Raw genomic sequence first — 15,237 nt, 5'->3', positions numbered from 1 at the left:
TTATGAAAAAAAGAAGGATCATTATTGTAACCGATGGCGATGAATATGCGCGCAAAGCAATTGAGCATGTAGCTAAATCCGTTGGTGGCAGGTGCATTTCGAGGTCATATGGAAACCCTACTACGTTAACAGGTAGTCAAACGGTAGATTTAATTCTTCAAGCACCATATGATCCCGTCTTTGTGATGTTCGACGATAGCGGTTTCTTAGAGGAAGGACCTGGGGAAATTGCTTTGCTGCATGTAGCAAAGCATCCTCAAGTAGAAGTTCTTGGAGTGATTGCCGTTGCATCACGTACTCATCAAAGCGAATGGACAAGAGTGGACGTGACCATTGATCGTTTTGGGGAAATATCGCATTACGGCGTGGATAAAAGCGGAATTCAAGAGTTAGAAGTCGGACGAATTAATGGAGATACAGTTTACTGCTTGGATCAGCTCGATATTCCCTTAGTTGTAGGAATAGGAGATATCGGCAAAATGGCTAGGATGGATGATGTCAAACTGGGATGTCCTATTACTGAAAAAGCAGCAAGACTTATTTTAGAAAGGAGCGGTTCGTTTGGGTAAGCTAGCAGAGAAGAAAACAGCTATTTTTTCAAAAGTGCAAAAAAACGATCAGTGGTTCAAGGAAAACGCTAGTATGAACACAAGCTTTGATGTGGGCGTACGTAAACTGCTTATTTTGGATCGAGAAGTTCATATTTACTACGTAACGGGGCTGTGTGATAGTTCATTTATTATTGAAATTGCAAAAGTACTCATTCAAATTAATGATAATGAAGTTGAACGAGCAAAGTTAAAGGATATTGTTGAAAACCGTCTTATTCATCAGCAAGTCAAGCCTTTAAAGACGCTGGATGATGGAATGGTATCGGTTTTATCAGGACTGCTATTCGTTTTAATTGACGGTGAAGAAGTTGGCTTTGAAGTCGATGTGCGTACATATCCTGGCAGATCCCCTGAAGAAGCGGATACAGAGAAAGTGATTCGCGGAGCAAGAGATGGATACACTGAAAACATCATTATCAATACAGCGTTAACAAGAAGACGAATTCGTGACGGAAGATTTCGTTTTGAAATTATGAAGGTAGGCGAACGATCAAAACTGGACGTAGCGATTGGGTACATAAATGGCGTAGCTGATCCAGGGCTGGTTAAACTGATAAAAGATGAACTGGAAGCAATTGATATAGATGGTTTGCCGATGGCTGACAAATCAATTGAAGAGTTCTTAGTCAAACAAGGAATTAATCCTTTTCCAATGGTACGCTATACAGAACGACCGGACACAGCAGCAGCTCATGTGCTAGAAGGGCATGTGATCATTATTACCGATACGTCTCCAAGCGTTATTATTACGCCAACTACGCTGTTTCATCACGTGCAGCATGCGGAAGAATACAGGCAGTCTCCTTCTGTAGGAACGTTTATCCGCTGGATACGTTTTTTAGGAATTCTTGCTTCTCTTTTCTTATTACCGCTATGGCTATTATTTGTACTTGAACCAGATCTGCTGCCGGCAAAATTGCAATTTATTGGGCCAAACGAAGAAACAAATATTCCAACTGTTGTTCAAATTTTCTTAGCTGATTTTGGGATTGAGTTTCTGAGGATGGCGGCGATTCATACGCCGACACCGCTTGCCACGGCGATGGGCTTGATTGCAGCCGCGCTTATTGGGCAAATTGCTATTGATGTAGGTCTTTTTGTTCCGGAGGTTATTTTGTATGTGGCTATTGCAGCAATTGGTTCATTCGCGACGCCAAGCTATGAGTTAGCGGTAGCAAATAAAATGCTGCGATTGTTTCTGTTAATTTTCGTGGCGGCCTTTCATACTCCAGGGTTTCTTATTGCGACAACGTGTATCATTCTCTACATGGCGCGACTAAAATCATTAAATACGCCTTATTTGTGGCCGTTTCTTCCATTTAATCCGCAGGCTTTGTGGCAGATTCTCATCCGCACACCGGTTCCTGGAGCGAATCCGCGACCTAGTATTGTGCATCCGCAGGATAAAGACCGCCAGCCTGCAAAACCTTAAACAAAATATGTGGTTGAAACCTGTATGAAGATGTGATAGATTTGTTTTAAATATGGAAAATAATAAATATTTAGACAGTTAGCAGCGAATTGCCGTTAACTGTCTTTTTTACACTATACACAGGAACGGGGTCTAAACATGTTTTTACACGGAACAAGTCGCATAAATAAGCAGGGGCATCTGGAAATTGGTGGAGTTGATACGGTTGAATTAGCATCAAATTTTGGGACACCCCTTTACGTATATGACGTGGCTTTAATTCGGCAGCGTGCTAGAGGATTTAAAGAAACATTTGAAAAGCATGGGGTAAAAGCACAGGTCGCTTATGCAAGCAAAGCTTTTTCGACAATTGCAATGGTCCAAGTCGTTCATGAAGAAGGTCTTTCGTTAGACGTTGTTTCGGGGGGAGAACTGTATACGGCTTTAGCAGCTGACTTTCCAAAAGAACGGATTCATTTTCACGGAAACAATAAAAGCCGAGCAGAACTAGAAATGGCCGTCAAAGAAGATGTAGGATGCATTGTAGTTGATAATTTTTATGAAATTGCATTGCTTGAGGAAATAACGGAACAGTATCAAAAAAAGATGCCTGTTCTTCTCAGATTAACGCCTGGAATTGAAGCTCATACACATGATTATATCTTGACAGGGCAAGAAGACTCGAAGTTTGGATTTGATCTTCAAAACGGTCAAGCAGACGAAGCTGTGCATCTTGTGCAAAATAGCAAGGGGCTAGAACTTTTAGGCATTCACTGTCATATAGGATCGCAAATTTTTGAAACAACGGGATTTATTATGGCGACTCAAAAGCTTTTTGCAAAAATGAAAGAGTGGAAACAACGTATAAAATTTGTTCCGCAGGTATTAAATTTAGGCGGGGGTTTTGGCATTCGTTATACGGAAGAAGATCAGCCTATCCCTGTTTCTCAGTATGTGGAAGTTATTATAGAAGAGGTCAAAAAGCAGTCCAAACAGTTAGAAGTAGAAATTCCTGAAATTTGGATTGAGCCCGGGCGCTCTCTTGTAGGAGATGCTGGAACGACCCTGTATTCAATCGGTTCTCGTAAACACGTACCGAATGTACGTGAATATGTAGCGATTGATGGAGGCATGAACGACAATATTCGTCCCGCACTGTATCAAGCGAAATATGAAGCGGTCATTGCCAATCGAATGAATGATGAGAGTGATGAGCTCGTATCCATCGCAGGTAAGTGCTGCGAATCGGGGGATATGCTGATGTGGGATGTACATCTTCCAAAAGCAAACCCAGATGATTTATTAGCGATGTTTTGTACAGGCGCATACGGTTATTCTATGGCAAGTCACTATAACCGTTTGCCAAAGCCAGCTGTCGTGTTCGTAGAAGATGGAGAAGCACAGCTAGTCGTAAAACGCGAAACGTATGAAGACATTGTAAAAAATGACGTGAAATACAAAGTGACGGTAAAAAAGTAACGAGTGATTAACGTAAAAAAAGAGCCTCTTGTTCAAGAGGCTCTTTTTTATGAGAATAACGATTTAATAGCATCAATAATATCAACAAAGAATTGTTTTAATTTATCAAGAAATGATTGGCCTTCTTCTGACTGAAGAAATGTTGTTACTTTTTCCTTTGTCGCAGAAAGCTGGTCTTTTACTTGGTTCCAATCGATGTTCATATCTTTTAACCGATTGAAAAAGTCAACCAGTGTATTAAGCTCTGAATCTGTTAATTTAATACCTAAATCATCAGCCACGCGCTGAATTAACGTGCGTAAATCGTCCTTTGTTTGAGGATTTTCTTTAGCAATTTCTTCTTTAATCGTTGCCATAAACTGCGCTGCTTTTTCTTTACCGATTTTTTCACCAAGTTCAGATGTTTGGACCATCTCTTCGTTGGCTGCTTTTTTTACTTCTTCTGGGATTTTTTGATCTGTTTGAACTTCATATGCTTTCATAATACCTGTTAAAGCGGCTGTACCAGATACTTCAAATGGAGCAGTAATCTGGATTTTTGCATCTTTAACGCCGGCGGTCATTAAAGCATTAATATACATGTCATCTGTAATACCATTAATATTTTGAGTTGATACGCTTAAACCAGAATCTTTTGAGCCAAGGGTAATACTAGAAGATGAAATAGCACGAGATCCAATAGTAGCCTTTGGAATAAAGTCACCTAAGTATTCATGCTCTTCTTGGTTTGTCACGGTTACTGTTTGAGCATTGCTTGGTGCATCAAGGTCATTTAATACCTGTTGCTTCTGAGAGCTGGTTAAGTCCTGACCTAATGTAATAATCACATCGCCCGGAGCAGCATCTGCAAAACTTTTTAAGGGTGCGGTTAGGAATAGAAGAAGACCTAATGTCACCATCATTGCTTTTATCGTTAATTTCAAACCTTTTTCCTCCTTTAATCCCATACTTGCCCTATTATAATACGGGCAGGTCTGAAGTAACAGAGTCAATTCATCATTTTCCCATAAATCAGTCTAGAGGCGTAGATTTCTATATAAAATGAAATCTATGTATCTCCATCACTGTATTAGACGGATGATACTATAAAAAGTTTCATCTCACAACTACTATTTTTTATTTAGAGCCCTACGATAAGAAAGTGAAAAAGTGCATTCATTGAATTCATGAGCTTGTTTGTAGTAGAATAGAGTGAGTTTATAAATGTAAGTGTTCTGCCTCTAGGTGGCATTTACAACTTTTACGTTTTGCCGCTTTGACGGGGAAGATAGAGCCTGTAGCGGTACTAATACATATATTGGAGGTCATTTATATGAAAAAAGCAAGTATTTTAATGGAAAATGGTGAAAAAATTCTAATCGATTTATTTCCGAACGAAGCACCAGGAACAGTAGAAAACTTTGAAAAGTTAGCTAATGAAGGATTCTACAACGGCGTAACGTTCCACCGCGTTATCCCTGGATTTGTTTCTCAAGGAGGAGACCCAACTGGTACAGGTGCTGGCGGCCCTGGCTATTCAATTAAATGTGAAACAGAAGGAAACCCTCACAAACACGAAGCGGGTTCTCTATCAATGGCGCATGCTGGTAAAGACACAGGCGGCAGTCAGTTCTTTCTTGTTCATGAGCCACAGCCTCATTTGAACGGTGTTCACACTGTATTTGGAAAAGTAACAGAAGGACTTGATACAGTGTTGAAAATGAAAAATGGCGACGTAATGAAAGAAGTAAAAGTCTGGGAAGAATAAGAGTATACTGCTATAAATGGATATCAGCTAATAAAACGTCATAACAACCTTTTACAGGGGGTTACGGCGTTTTTTCTTCGCGCAACAGCTCAAAAAGCGTAATAGATTAGGTTTCTCATACACGCGTGACATATGACAAGCTTTTGTGTAATATTGCTATTTACTTATAAATTTTGTATGATAAAAGCAGTAAAAAACGCAGCGCATTAATTTGTAGGAAAGTTTGAGGACGAGGGAGAATCGTATGCTTATTCGCTATAAACGAAACTATGAAAAAATTGCCATGGGTCTTCTATCGTTTGTACCTACGGAAAAAGATTTAAAAAAACTTCAACAAACGATGAAAGAATATGAGCAAAACGAACATTGGCAGCTGTATCTTTGGAAGCAAGAAGAAGATATTATTGGAATTGTTGGCATTTCCATGCTCGATAAAAGTTTGATTGAGGTTCAACACGTCAGTGTAAACCCTTCACACCGCCAACAGGGCATTGGCAAAAAAATGATTAAAGCTCTTAAAGAAATGTATACGACTGCACAAATTAAGCCGAGTGAAATCATCGCTCCTTTTTATGAAAAGTGTCAGGCGGATGAATAAAGAAAAGCATGATTAGTTGAGGTGCGAAAGCGTCTTTCACATCCTAGTCATCATAAAACAACAGGTAGCTTCTAGCTACCTGTTGTTTTGTTTTGCCAATAAGTTCGCTTGTCTTTCCGCAATCACATCTGAACGATCTCGCGTGCTGTGACGATGAACAATCGCATCATTTTGCAGATTAGAAGCTGATAACCAGACAAGCTGTTTATCAGTGCTTCTTTGTTTGCAAGCTCGTAATAATGCTGGATCTTCAATAGGTAAGTTAATGCTTTTATATGGCTGATAGGTATCGATTAAAGCTAATTGTTTGCGAAGAAGTTTAAGCAGTGAAGGATAATTAAGTCCAAGCTGTGCAATATTTTCTTCTTCCTTCGTTAAAATTGCCAGCGCCTTTTGCATCGTTCTTTTGGCTCCCGCGAAATTTTGACGTCGATGATGATAGAGTGAAACAGCAATTTGAATAAGGCCAACCCAAATAATATTGCGGTGTCCTCTTTCGTCTTTTTTCCAGTGTTCTTCTAGCAGTTCATGGCATTCAAAGTAATCCCGGTCGCCATGAAAATGAACTAAATAATCAATATAGGCTTGTGAATACAATCTTGTTCCCTCCTGGTAAGACTCTATATGTAGTGTATCACAAAAATTAGCTATTCATCAGCGCTGTGCCTTTAAAGAGACAAACGTGCTCAAGGTATGGCGAACACGTTTGTTTTTATTCAATATGTGTGGTTAGAAGCGTAAGCAAGAACAACCAACAATAATTAATAAAATAAACAGTACAACAATTAAAGCGAAACCGCTACCGTATCCACAAGATTTTTCACCCATGCGAGTTCCTCCTTCAGCCATTTGAAAATGTTATTACCTTGACATCATATGTATGTTTAAACTTTTTGTATGGGCAAATGACCTATTTTTACGTTAATTTGTATTGGACATGTGTCTATAATCCTCTATACTAATGATAGTAACGTTATATAAAGTAGCAGAAATGATAAGCAATTGAAAAGTGTTGGTGAGATAAAAGTGGAGTACAGTGTAAAAGTAGATGCGTTTGAAGGACCTTTAGATCTTCTTCTGCATTTGATTAACCGATTTGAAATTGATATTTACGATATCCCAGTAGCGACAATTACTGAGCAATATATGATGTTTATACATACAATGAATGAGCTTCAGCTAGACGTTGCCAGTGAGTATCTAGTCATGGCAGCAACTTTGCTTCAAATTAAAAGTAAAATGCTTCTGCCTACGTATGAAGAAGATATGGATGAAATTGAAATGGTCGATGAAGAAGATCCCCGTGAAGAATTGATGCAGCGCTTAATTGAATATCGAAAGTTTAAAGAAGCGGCAGTAGAGCTTCAAAAGCTGGAAGAAGACCAAAGTCATGTGTATACAAAACCTCCAAGTAATGTGCAAATAAATGCAGAAGAACGTACGCAGCCTCAGGACGAAGGGTTGGATATATCACTGTATGATATGCTAAGTGCTTTTCAAAAGTTAATGAAACGAAAGCAAAACAAAAAGCCTATGCAGACGAAAATAGCAAGACAAGATATTCCAATTGACAAGCGCATGAGTGAAATTGTGAATGAATTAAAAGCCTTTAAAGGGAAAAAAAGTTTTTATCAGCTGTTTCCTTATCAAGAGCGTGATCATATTGTTGTAACGTTTTTAGCTGTGCTGGAATTAATGAAAGAAAATGAAATCGTTGTGGAACAGCAGCACAATCTAGACGAGCTTTATGTATCGTATCGAGAAAGGAATGAAGAGGAATGACAACGAATAATTTACAGGCTATTATTGAGAGCTTACTTTTTGTTTCTGGTGATGAAGGTCTGTCTATTAGCCGGTTAGCTGAGATTATAGAAAAGCCTCATGAAGACATTCAAGGTGCTTTGGAAAGCTTAGAGCAAGAGTGTAAGTTCAGAGGAGTTACACTTGTTGAAATAGGCGGGGCCTATCAGCTTGTTACAAAAAAAGAGCATGCACCATATATTGAGAAGCTCGTAGAAGCTCCTGCTAATCAATCATTGTCACAAGCAGCGCTTGAAACGTTAGCTATTGTAGCGTATAAGCAGCCAATTACAAGAGCTGAAATCGAAGAGATTCGCGGAGTGAAAACGGAAAGACCTCTTCAAACTTTAATTGGAAAGGTTCTGTTAAAAGAAGTGGGACGAGCGGAAGGCGCAGGGCGTGCCATCTTATACGGAACGACAAAAGAATTTTTAGGCTATTTTGGGCTTAAAAGTATCGAAGAGCTGCCGCCGCTTCCAGAAGATTTGTTACAAGAAGGAACCGATCAAGAGGCAGATTTATTTTTTCAATCGTTTCAAGAAATGAAGTGAAACCGTAAAAGAACATAGAGTTTTTCTATGTTCTTTTTTGTATGGACAAATCTTTTCATTCATAACCAAAAAAGACGAGCATAAACTTGTACAAACAGGTAGAGGGACGGGGATGACATGAAAAGAAGCAAAAAAAGTATCATCTATCTATTTATTGTATTGCTATGTCTCAGCGGTTGGCCTTCCGTATCATCTGCAGCAGGGAGTGTAAGTGCTCATAGTGCTATTTTGATGGAACAGAAGTCAGGAAGAGTGTTATACGCTAAAAATGCAGATCAAGTTAGCCGAATTGCTAGCATCACAAAAATTATGACAGCAATACTGGCGATTGAATCTGGCAAAATAAATAAAAAAGTTACCGTTAGCCACAACGCAGTTGGCGTTGAAGGTTCTTCTGTGTATTTAGTTGAAGGTGAAAAAATAAAATTAAAAGATTTAGTGTATGGCTTGATGCTTCGCTCAGGTAATGATGCTGCTGTAGCTATCGCAGAAGCCGTTGGAGGAAGCGAAGATGGATTTGTTTATTTGATGAATAAAAAAGCAGAAGAAATTGGCATGACGAATACAACATTTCAAAATCCGCATGGATTAGACGATCATGAAAATCATCGCTCAACAGCGCACGATATGGCTCTGCTTATGCGCTATGCAATGAATAATAAAATTTTCAAAGAGATTTCAGGAACAAAAGTCTATCGAATGAAGCACCCTGAAGAGAAATGGGATCGAGTGTGGAAAAACAAAAATAAACTGCTGACAACACTATATGCATACTGTACTGGCGGAAAAACAGGATATACAAAATTAGCAAAACGAACGCTTGTGACAACTGCTACAAAAGATGGAATGGATTTAATCGCCGTAACGATTAATGCGCCAGATGATTGGAACGATCACATTTCCATGTATGAAAATGCATTTGATAAATATGATATGACCAGTTTAGCTGCAAAAGGCGAATTGGCAGATATAAAAGATTCTTTCTATAAAGATCAGTTGTATATTAAACGAAATGTCGTCTATCCTCTTACAAAGAAAGAACAGAGCTCTGTAGAAGTGAAAACAACGTTAATTCAGCCTAAAAAGCAGTGGGAAGAAACAGGGAAAGTTCCTAATGTTGTAGGGAAGCTCGATATTTATAGAAGTGGAGAAACGATTGACAGTGTTCCTATTTATTTCGAAAAGCAGGCCGAGCAGCAAGAAGGTTTCTTTAATCGAGTGAAGCGATTAATGTTTATTCAGTCTGGAGCCAAAACAGATGGTTAATATTATTTGGATGCTGCTGACCATTATCGGAATTGTTTTTGCAATTATAAATGGGAAAATTGGTGATGTAAACAAAGCAATTTTTCAAGGAGCAGGCGAAGCGGTGACCATCAGCATTGGATTAATCAGCGTGCTGGTCTTTTGGTTAGGTATGATGAATATTGCTCAAAGTGCAGGGCTTCTCGACAAGTTAGCGAAACTATTTCGACCCATTATTACTAGACTTTTCCCTGATGTTCCAAAAGATCATCCGGCCTTAGGATACATATTGTCCAATATGATGGCGAATATGTTTGGGCTGGGAAATGCGGCAACTCCTCTTGGTATTAAAGCGATGGAGCAGCTTAAAAAACTGAACGGCGACAGAGACGAAGCAAGCCGTTCTATGATCACACTTTTAGCACTTAACACAACCAGTTTAACGCTTATACCGACCACAGTTATTGCCATTCGAATTACGTATAACTCGGCTAATCCTACTGAAATTGTGGGTACTACGCTTTTAGCAACTGTTGTAGCTACGATAGGAGCTATCATCATCGATCGCTTCTTTTATTATCGACGTACGCGAAAAGGAGGAAAACGAAAATGACGATGCTTAATCAAGTATCATTGATGTTTATTCCTCTTATCGTAGGCTGTATTTTACTTTATGGAACCTACAAAAAAATTCCTACGTATGAAAAGTTTGTAGAGGGAGGGAAAGACGGATTACAAATTGCTTTTTCCATCATTCCTTACTTAGTCGGCATGTTAGTGAGCATCTCTATTTTTCGAGCTTCAGGAGCCCTTGATTTTTTCTTATCTGTTTTAAAACCTATGCTGCAAGCAGTCGGCGTTCCGGCTGAAATTGTACCTTTAGCTCTTATTAAACCGATATCTGGAACGGCTGCCCTTGGTATCACAACGGATCTAATTTCTACATATGGACCTGATTCTTTTATCGGTCGTTTGGCATCGACCATGCAGGGAAGTACAGATACCACGTTTTATATTTTAACGGTTTATTTCGGAGCGGTTGGCATTAAAAAAATGGGAGATGCGCTGAAGGTTGGTTTACTGGCGGATTTGGTAGGGATTATTGCCTCAGTTGTGATCGTAATCCTTGTATTTGGCCGGTAAGAAATCGAAAATTCTACCTCTGTGTGGCAAATAGACTTGTGTATTACTTCGTAAACAAGTAAGATGTTACAAGAGGTGAAGTGTTAATGGAACGATTACAAAAAGTGATTGCTCACGCAGGTGTAGCATCAAGACGTAAAGCTGAAGAATTAATCGGCCAAGGCCGAGTGAAAGTAAATGGAAAAGTTGTAAAAGAATTGGGCACGAAAGTAGGTCCTAACGATAAAATTGAAGTAGACGAAGTGCCGGTAGAAAGCGAAGCGCCCGTTTATTTTATGCTATACAAACCAAGAGGCGTGATTTCAGCTGCTAACGACGACAAAGGAAGAAAAACAGTCGTTGACTTCTTTCCGCATGTAGAAGAAAGAATTTACCCGATTGGACGTCTGGACTATGATACGTCGGGTTTACTTCTTTTAACAAATGATGGTGAATTTGCTAATCAGCTAATGCACCCGAAATTTGAAGTGGATAAAGTGTATGTGGCTAAAATTAAAGGAATCCCAAGTCGTGAAAGCATCAGACAGCTGCAGCGCGGAGTGATGCTTGAAGACGGAAAAACAGCACCAGCTCGTGCAAAAGTTCTTTCCATTGATAAAAGCAAGCAGACGGCGATCGTAGAACTGACGATTCACGAAGGGAAAAATCGTCAAGTACGTCGCATGTTCGATGCAATCGGACATTCTGTATTAAAGTTAAAACGTGAGCGCTACGGACCTTTAGACTTACGCGGATTAAATGCAGGAGAAGCACGCGAGCTTACGGCTCATGAAGTCAAACAATTATATTCAATGTCTCAAACAGGTAAGTAATTTTCACTTACCTGTTTTTTTTATGAAAAATGTCGTGAATTAGAAAATCAAGCAAGGTTTTTTGAAAAAATGTCGAACTTGTAGAATGAGAGGAAGACTTCACAGAAACGTCGAAATATTATCGGAAAGCCACTACCAAAAAAATGATATAATGGTAGAAAAAAAGCGTATTGAAAGCGGTTAAAAGGAGTTCGTGCTATGAAAAAAAAGCGCTTGATTATTCGAACAGTTATATTAGCAGTTTTACTGTGCGCGGTTGGATATACCCTTTATGCTCAATTTTTTGCTGATAAACAAAAGGTATCGGTAGGAGATGAGGCACCTGACTTTATATTAAGAGATATTAATGGAGAAACTCATCAGCTATCAGATTACAAAGGCAAAGGAGTTTTTTTGAATTTTTGGGGAACATGGTGCAAGCCCTGTAAACAAGAGATGCCGGCGATGGAAAAGCAGTATGCAGCATATAAAAAGCAAGGCGTTGAAATTTTAGCTGTTAACGTTGCAGAAACGAATATAGCGGTAGAGCAGTTTGCTAAACAGTATGGGCTATCTTTTCCAATTTTGATGGATAAAGATTCACAAGTGTTGGGTGCGTACGGGATAGATCCTCTTCCGACTACGTTTTTAATTGATAAAAACGGAAAGATTGTAGACAGCTTTATTGGCGGATTAGAAGAATCTAAAATAAAAGAATATATGGAAGAAATTAAACCATAGGGAGTGTTGACAATGAAACACGTAAAATGTGAATGTGGACACGTTAACCCGCATGGTACGATTTTGTGTGAAGCCTGTGGTAAACCAATTGCAGAAGAAACAACTGAAAAATTAGTAGATATGCGTTATGAAGGAAGCGCAAGGCGATCGCAAACGTACAATAAAACAGTTATCGATAAAATATGGAATTTTTTCTCTTCTGTAAAGGTAGGCATTTGGATCATTATTGTGACGCTTGTTGCGTCTGCAGTCGGAACCATTTATCCTCAAGAAGCTTACATACCTCCTAATGTGACAGCAGGTGAGTATTACCAAAAGGAATATGGATGGACAGGAGAGCTTTATTATAAGTTAGGTTTTCATCATCTCTATGAATCGTGGTGGTACTTGCTTTTAATTGCTGCTTTAGGAATGTCGTTAGTCATTTGCAGTTTAGATCGAGTAGTGCCTTTGTACCGAGCTCTAAAAAAGCAGAGTGTAACAAAACATCCAAACTTCTTAAAGAGACAGCGTTTATACAGCACTTCATCATCGTGGACGGATCAAGATTATGAACATGTAAAAAGCATGCTGAAAAAAAGAAGATACTCTATTCGCGAAGAAAAGGGCAATCTGCTGGCTGAAAAAGGACGCTTCTCAAGATGGGGTCCATACGTTAATCATATCGGTCTCATTATCTTTTTACTAGGTGCTATGCTTAGATTTGTACCAGGTATGTATATAGATGAAGTTCTTTGGATCCGTGAAGGTGAAACAAAAGTTATTCCTGGGACGAACGGAGAGTATTTTTTGAAAAACCATCGTTTTACTGTGGAAACGTATGATAAAGATAGCGAAAGCGCCGTGTTTCAAGAAGCAATTGATCGTGCAGGGAATAATAAAGTAGCCAAAAAATATGAAGCGGATGTTAGTCTGTATAAGCGCGAAGGAAAGCTTATACCGGGAGCAGATCCAAAGCTAAAGAAAATAAAAGATTCAGAGATTCGTGTGAATCAGCCGCTTAAGTTTGAAGGATATGCCATGTACCAAGTGGACTTCAAGTTAAATGAGTTTAGCTCTATGTCTTTCCATTTAACAGATAAAAATGCAAATAAAAACGTTGGTTCACTTACAGTAGATTTACATAATCCAAAAGCAACATATGATTTAAAAAACGGATATAAAGTCAAGCTCATGAGCTACTTTCCAGACTTTTTCTTTGATGATGAAGGAAACCCAAATACAAAAACAAGAGTGCCTAACAACCCGGCTTTTGTATTTAAAATGATTACGCCTCAGCATAAAAAAGGCGAAGTTGCTTTTGTTGGAATTAGAGAGAACTTGGAACCGCTAGGAAATAACGATTATAAAATGACCTTTGCTGGTGTGGAAACGAAAAATGTAACGGGATTAACCGTTCGCAGAGACTATACGCTTTGGTTTTTAGGGATTGGCGGAGCCATCTTTATGATTGGTGTGATTCAAGGGATGTATTGGAATCATCGCCGCATGTGGATTCAAAAAGTCAATAATGAGATATGGTTGGCCGCACATACAAATAAAAACTGGTATGGTCTTAAAAAAGAATTAAATGGTTTATTAGAATCCATATCCCTCACACAGCTGAAGGACCAAAATGATAAAGAAACAAAATAGGAGGAAAAAGCATGGATTACGCGAGTATAAGTAGTAATTTACTGTATGTGGCGTTTATTGCTTATTTAGTTGCAACCTTTTTTTTCGGAGGAGCTATTCGAGATAAGCGAGCAGCTCAAAAGAAAACAAAGTGGGCAACGTTTGGAATTGCGGTTACCATCATCGGTTTTATTGCACAGATTGGCTATTTCATTACAAGGTGGATTGCATCAGGCCACGCTCCTGTTAGTAATTTATTTGAATTTACGACGTTTTTTGGCATGATGCTTGTTGGCGCATTTATTGTTATTTACTTTATTTATCGTCTTAGCATGCTTGGACTTTTTGCCTTGCCGGTGGCTCTTTTAATCATTGCTTATGCAAGCATGTTTCCAACTGAAATTACGCCGCTGATACCAGCTCTCCAGACGAATTGGCTGCATATTCACGTTACAACGGCAGCTACGGGTGAAGCCGTGCTTTCCATTAGCTTTGTTGCAGGATTGATTTATTTAATCAAAACAATTGATCAATCCAAGCGAAATAAAAAAGCATTTTGGCTGGAATTCATCCTGTATACGCTTATTAGTACGCTTGGGTTTGTAGCGGTGACGCTGGCTTTTAATGTGGCTCACTACGAGTCATCATTTAATTGGGTTAATAAAAGTGGCGAACAAGAGCAAGTCGTATATCATATGGTTCCGCTAGTGGGGCCTCATCAAAGTGAGTGGACAGACGGGAACGACATACAGCCGCTTGTTGATATGCCGGCTATTATCAATGCTAAAAAATTAAATACGGTTATTTGGTCGTTAGCCGGTGGGTTTGTCTTATATTGGCTGATTCGTCTTATTTTACGGAAGCGAATTGGAGCCGCGCTGCAGCCGCTTGTGAAGCAGGTAAACAGCGACTTGCTTGATGAAGTAAGCTACAGAGCAGTGGCGATTGGATTTCCTATTTTTACATTAGGAGCACTTATTTTCGCTATGATTTGGGCTCAGATGGCCTGGACGCGCTTTTGGGGATGGGACCCCAAAGAGGTGTGGGCGCTGATCACCTTTTTATTTTATGCCGCTTTTCTTCATCTTCGGCTGTCTAAAGGATGGCACGGTGAAAAATCAGCTTGGCTGGCAGTTGGCGGGTTTGCCATCATCATGTTCAACTTAGTGGCCGTGAACCTAGTTATTGCAGGTTTACATTCATATGCGTAACCTTTAAAAATAGAATAGAGGCTGAAATAAAGATATTTTAGTTGAAGAAGATCCGAACGATGAGTTGAGATTCTTGATGGAGAATCACATTTGTTCGGATTTTTTATTTGCATGGTGAACGGAGGCTTCATATATGTAGTTGCTTCTAGCTCCTGTATTTTATTTGTCCATCTGTAGATTGGATGGATTTCGATATGTCTCAACCTCTTTTTTGAGGAAAAAAGCTATTTTTCATAAAGGTGTTCACGAATTGTCACATTGTTTGGGTAACATAAGTAGAACTCGCCGGTTTTTT

Annotated in this window: 17 protein-coding genes; 14 read left to right on the top strand and 3 right to left on the bottom strand. The window is 39.1% G+C overall.

What is annotated here, in order from left to right; all coding sequences use genetic code 11:
• The first annotated feature begins 2 nt into the window (after positions 1-2).
• The 3 genes from MKX72_RS22145 (at position 3) to lysA (ending at position 3,501) form a co-directional block, all read left to right on the top strand.
• Complete coding sequence (locus MKX72_RS22145; protein WP_014458304.1) at positions 3-569, top strand: stage V sporulation protein AE; 567 nt, start codon at positions 3-5, stop codon at positions 567-569.
• Positions 562-2,043, top strand: coding sequence for a spore germination protein (locus tag MKX72_RS22140; RefSeq protein WP_034270946.1), 1,482 nt, complete (start codon positions 562-564; stop codon positions 2,041-2,043). Before MKX72_RS22145 ends, MKX72_RS22140 begins: the two co-directional genes overlap by 8 nt.
• Before the next feature lie 138 nt (positions 2,044-2,181).
• Entirely contained in the window at positions 2,182-3,501 is a 1,320-nt protein-coding gene (gene lysA, locus MKX72_RS22135) for a diaminopimelate decarboxylase (RefSeq protein WP_098112925.1), read from the top strand.
• Between the two features lie 47 nt (positions 3,502-3,548).
• Here lysA and MKX72_RS22130 read toward each other — a convergent pair whose 3' ends face one another.
• Complete coding sequence (locus tag MKX72_RS22130) at positions 3,549-4,424, bottom strand: DUF1002 domain-containing protein (protein WP_014458307.1); 876 nt, start codon at positions 4,422-4,424, stop codon at positions 3,549-3,551.
• Positions 4,425-4,813: 389 nt separating this feature from the next.
• Between MKX72_RS22130 and MKX72_RS22125 the strand changes: the two genes are divergently transcribed.
• Together MKX72_RS22125 and MKX72_RS22120 are read left to right on the top strand one after the other, a co-directional pair.
• Positions 4,814-5,248 (top strand): peptidylprolyl isomerase, encoded by a 435-nt coding sequence (locus tag MKX72_RS22125; protein ID WP_013059064.1) that lies wholly within the window; start codon positions 4,814-4,816, stop codon positions 5,246-5,248.
• Positions 5,249-5,492: 244 nt separating this feature from the next.
• The gene (locus MKX72_RS22120) at positions 5,493-5,846 is read left to right on the top strand and encodes a GNAT family N-acetyltransferase (RefSeq protein ID WP_013059063.1); all 354 of its coding nucleotides are present in this window, start codon (positions 5,493-5,495) and stop codon (positions 5,844-5,846) included.
• A 75-nt stretch (positions 5,847-5,921) separates the two neighbouring features.
• Here the strand turns inward: MKX72_RS22120 and MKX72_RS22115 are convergent, their stop codons facing one another.
• Positions 5,922-6,443 carry a DUF309 domain-containing protein gene (locus tag MKX72_RS22115; RefSeq protein ID WP_014458309.1) on the bottom strand — a complete coding sequence of 174 codons (522 nt, stop codon included), beginning with the start codon at positions 6,441-6,443 and terminating at the stop codon, positions 5,922-5,924.
• Positions 6,444-6,575: 132 nt separating this feature from the next.
• Positions 6,576-6,674 carry a YjcZ family sporulation protein gene (locus tag MKX72_RS22110; RefSeq protein WP_170836726.1) on the bottom strand — a complete coding sequence of 33 codons (99 nt, stop codon included), beginning with the start codon at positions 6,672-6,674 and terminating at the stop codon, positions 6,576-6,578.
• 198 nt (positions 6,675-6,872) lie between these two features.
• Here MKX72_RS22110 and MKX72_RS22105 point away from each other — a divergent pair, with 198 nt between their 5' ends.
• The 9 genes from MKX72_RS22105 (at position 6,873) to ccsB (ending at position 14,942) form a co-directional block, all read left to right on the top strand.
• Positions 6,873-7,628, top strand: a complete 756-nt coding sequence (locus MKX72_RS22105; protein ID WP_013059060.1) for a segregation/condensation protein A — start codon at positions 6,873-6,875, stop codon at positions 7,626-7,628.
• Entirely contained in the window at positions 7,625-8,197 is a 573-nt protein-coding gene (scpB, locus tag MKX72_RS22100; protein WP_048019796.1) for an SMC-Scp complex subunit ScpB, read from the top strand. Before MKX72_RS22105 ends, scpB begins: the two co-directional genes overlap by 4 nt.
• A gap of 117 nt (positions 8,198-8,314) precedes the next feature.
• Positions 8,315-9,463, top strand: a complete 1,149-nt coding sequence (locus tag MKX72_RS22095; RefSeq protein WP_033579737.1) for a D-alanyl-D-alanine carboxypeptidase family protein — start codon at positions 8,315-8,317, stop codon at positions 9,461-9,463.
• Positions 9,456-10,055: a nucleoside recognition domain-containing protein gene (locus MKX72_RS22090; RefSeq protein ID WP_013059057.1), complete on the top strand. Its 600-nt coding sequence runs from the start codon at positions 9,456-9,458 to the stop codon at positions 10,053-10,055. Before MKX72_RS22095 ends, MKX72_RS22090 begins: the two co-directional genes overlap by 8 nt.
• Positions 10,052-10,585, top strand: a complete 534-nt coding sequence (locus tag MKX72_RS22085) for a spore maturation protein (RefSeq protein WP_013084923.1) — start codon at positions 10,052-10,054, stop codon at positions 10,583-10,585. Before MKX72_RS22090 ends, MKX72_RS22085 begins: the two co-directional genes overlap by 4 nt.
• An 86-nt stretch (positions 10,586-10,671) precedes the next feature.
• Entirely contained in the window at positions 10,672-11,397 is a 726-nt protein-coding gene (locus MKX72_RS22080) for a pseudouridine synthase (RefSeq protein ID WP_028411537.1), read from the top strand.
• A 198-nt stretch (positions 11,398-11,595) separates the two neighbouring features.
• Positions 11,596-12,117: a thiol-disulfide oxidoreductase ResA gene (gene resA / locus MKX72_RS22075; protein WP_028411536.1), complete on the top strand. Its 522-nt coding sequence runs from the start codon at positions 11,596-11,598 to the stop codon at positions 12,115-12,117.
• A gap of 12 nt (positions 12,118-12,129) precedes the next feature.
• Entirely contained in the window at positions 12,130-13,752 is a 1,623-nt protein-coding gene (locus MKX72_RS22070) for a cytochrome c biogenesis protein ResB (RefSeq protein ID WP_155007655.1), read from the top strand.
• A gap of 11 nt (positions 13,753-13,763) precedes the next feature.
• A complete protein-coding gene (gene ccsB, locus MKX72_RS22065) occupies positions 13,764-14,942 on the top strand; it encodes a c-type cytochrome biogenesis protein CcsB (RefSeq protein ID WP_155007656.1) in 1,179 nt (392 codons plus the stop codon).
• Positions 14,943-15,237: the final 295 nt, after the last annotated feature.

The organism is Priestia sp. FSL R5-0597, from assembly GCF_038006305.1.
GTDB classification, from domain to species: Bacteria; Bacillota; Bacilli; order Bacillales; family Bacillaceae_H; genus Priestia; species Priestia zanthoxyli.
The sequence above is the reverse complement of the archived record's forward strand: the minus strand, read 5'-3'. Positions and strand labels throughout refer to the sequence as shown.

What these genes read in the sequence shown, in the direction of transcription:
- MKX72_RS22145 (WP_014458304.1), top strand. Translation starts at nt 3, where the DNA reads ATGAAAAAAAGAAGGATCATTATTGTAACCGATGGCGATGAATATGCG.
- lysA (WP_098112925.1), top strand. Translation starts at nt 2,182, where the DNA reads ATGTTTTTACACGGAACAAGTCGCATAAATAAGCAGGGGCATCTGGAA.
- MKX72_RS22125 (WP_013059064.1), top strand. Translation starts at nt 4,814, where the DNA reads ATGAAAAAAGCAAGTATTTTAATGGAAAATGGTGAAAAAATTCTAATC.
- MKX72_RS22120 (WP_013059063.1), top strand. Translation starts at nt 5,493, where the DNA reads ATGCTTATTCGCTATAAACGAAACTATGAAAAAATTGCCATGGGTCTT.
- MKX72_RS22110 (WP_170836726.1), bottom strand. Translation starts at nt 6,674, where the DNA reads ATGGGTGAAAAATCTTGTGGATACGGTAGCGGTTTCGCTTTAATTGTT.
- scpB (WP_048019796.1), top strand. Translation starts at nt 7,625, where the DNA reads ATGACAACGAATAATTTACAGGCTATTATTGAGAGCTTACTTTTTGTT.
- MKX72_RS22095 (WP_033579737.1), top strand. Translation starts at nt 8,315, where the DNA reads ATGAAAAGAAGCAAAAAAAGTATCATCTATCTATTTATTGTATTGCTA.
- MKX72_RS22090 (WP_013059057.1), top strand. Translation starts at nt 9,456, where the DNA reads ATGGTTAATATTATTTGGATGCTGCTGACCATTATCGGAATTGTTTTT.
- MKX72_RS22085 (WP_013084923.1), top strand. Translation starts at nt 10,052, where the DNA reads ATGACGATGCTTAATCAAGTATCATTGATGTTTATTCCTCTTATCGTA.
- MKX72_RS22080 (WP_028411537.1), top strand. Translation starts at nt 10,672, where the DNA reads ATGGAACGATTACAAAAAGTGATTGCTCACGCAGGTGTAGCATCAAGA.
- resA (WP_028411536.1), top strand. Translation starts at nt 11,596, where the DNA reads ATGAAAAAAAAGCGCTTGATTATTCGAACAGTTATATTAGCAGTTTTA.
- MKX72_RS22070 (WP_155007655.1), top strand. Translation starts at nt 12,130, where the DNA reads ATGAAACACGTAAAATGTGAATGTGGACACGTTAACCCGCATGGTACG.
- ccsB (WP_155007656.1), top strand. Translation starts at nt 13,764, where the DNA reads ATGGATTACGCGAGTATAAGTAGTAATTTACTGTATGTGGCGTTTATT.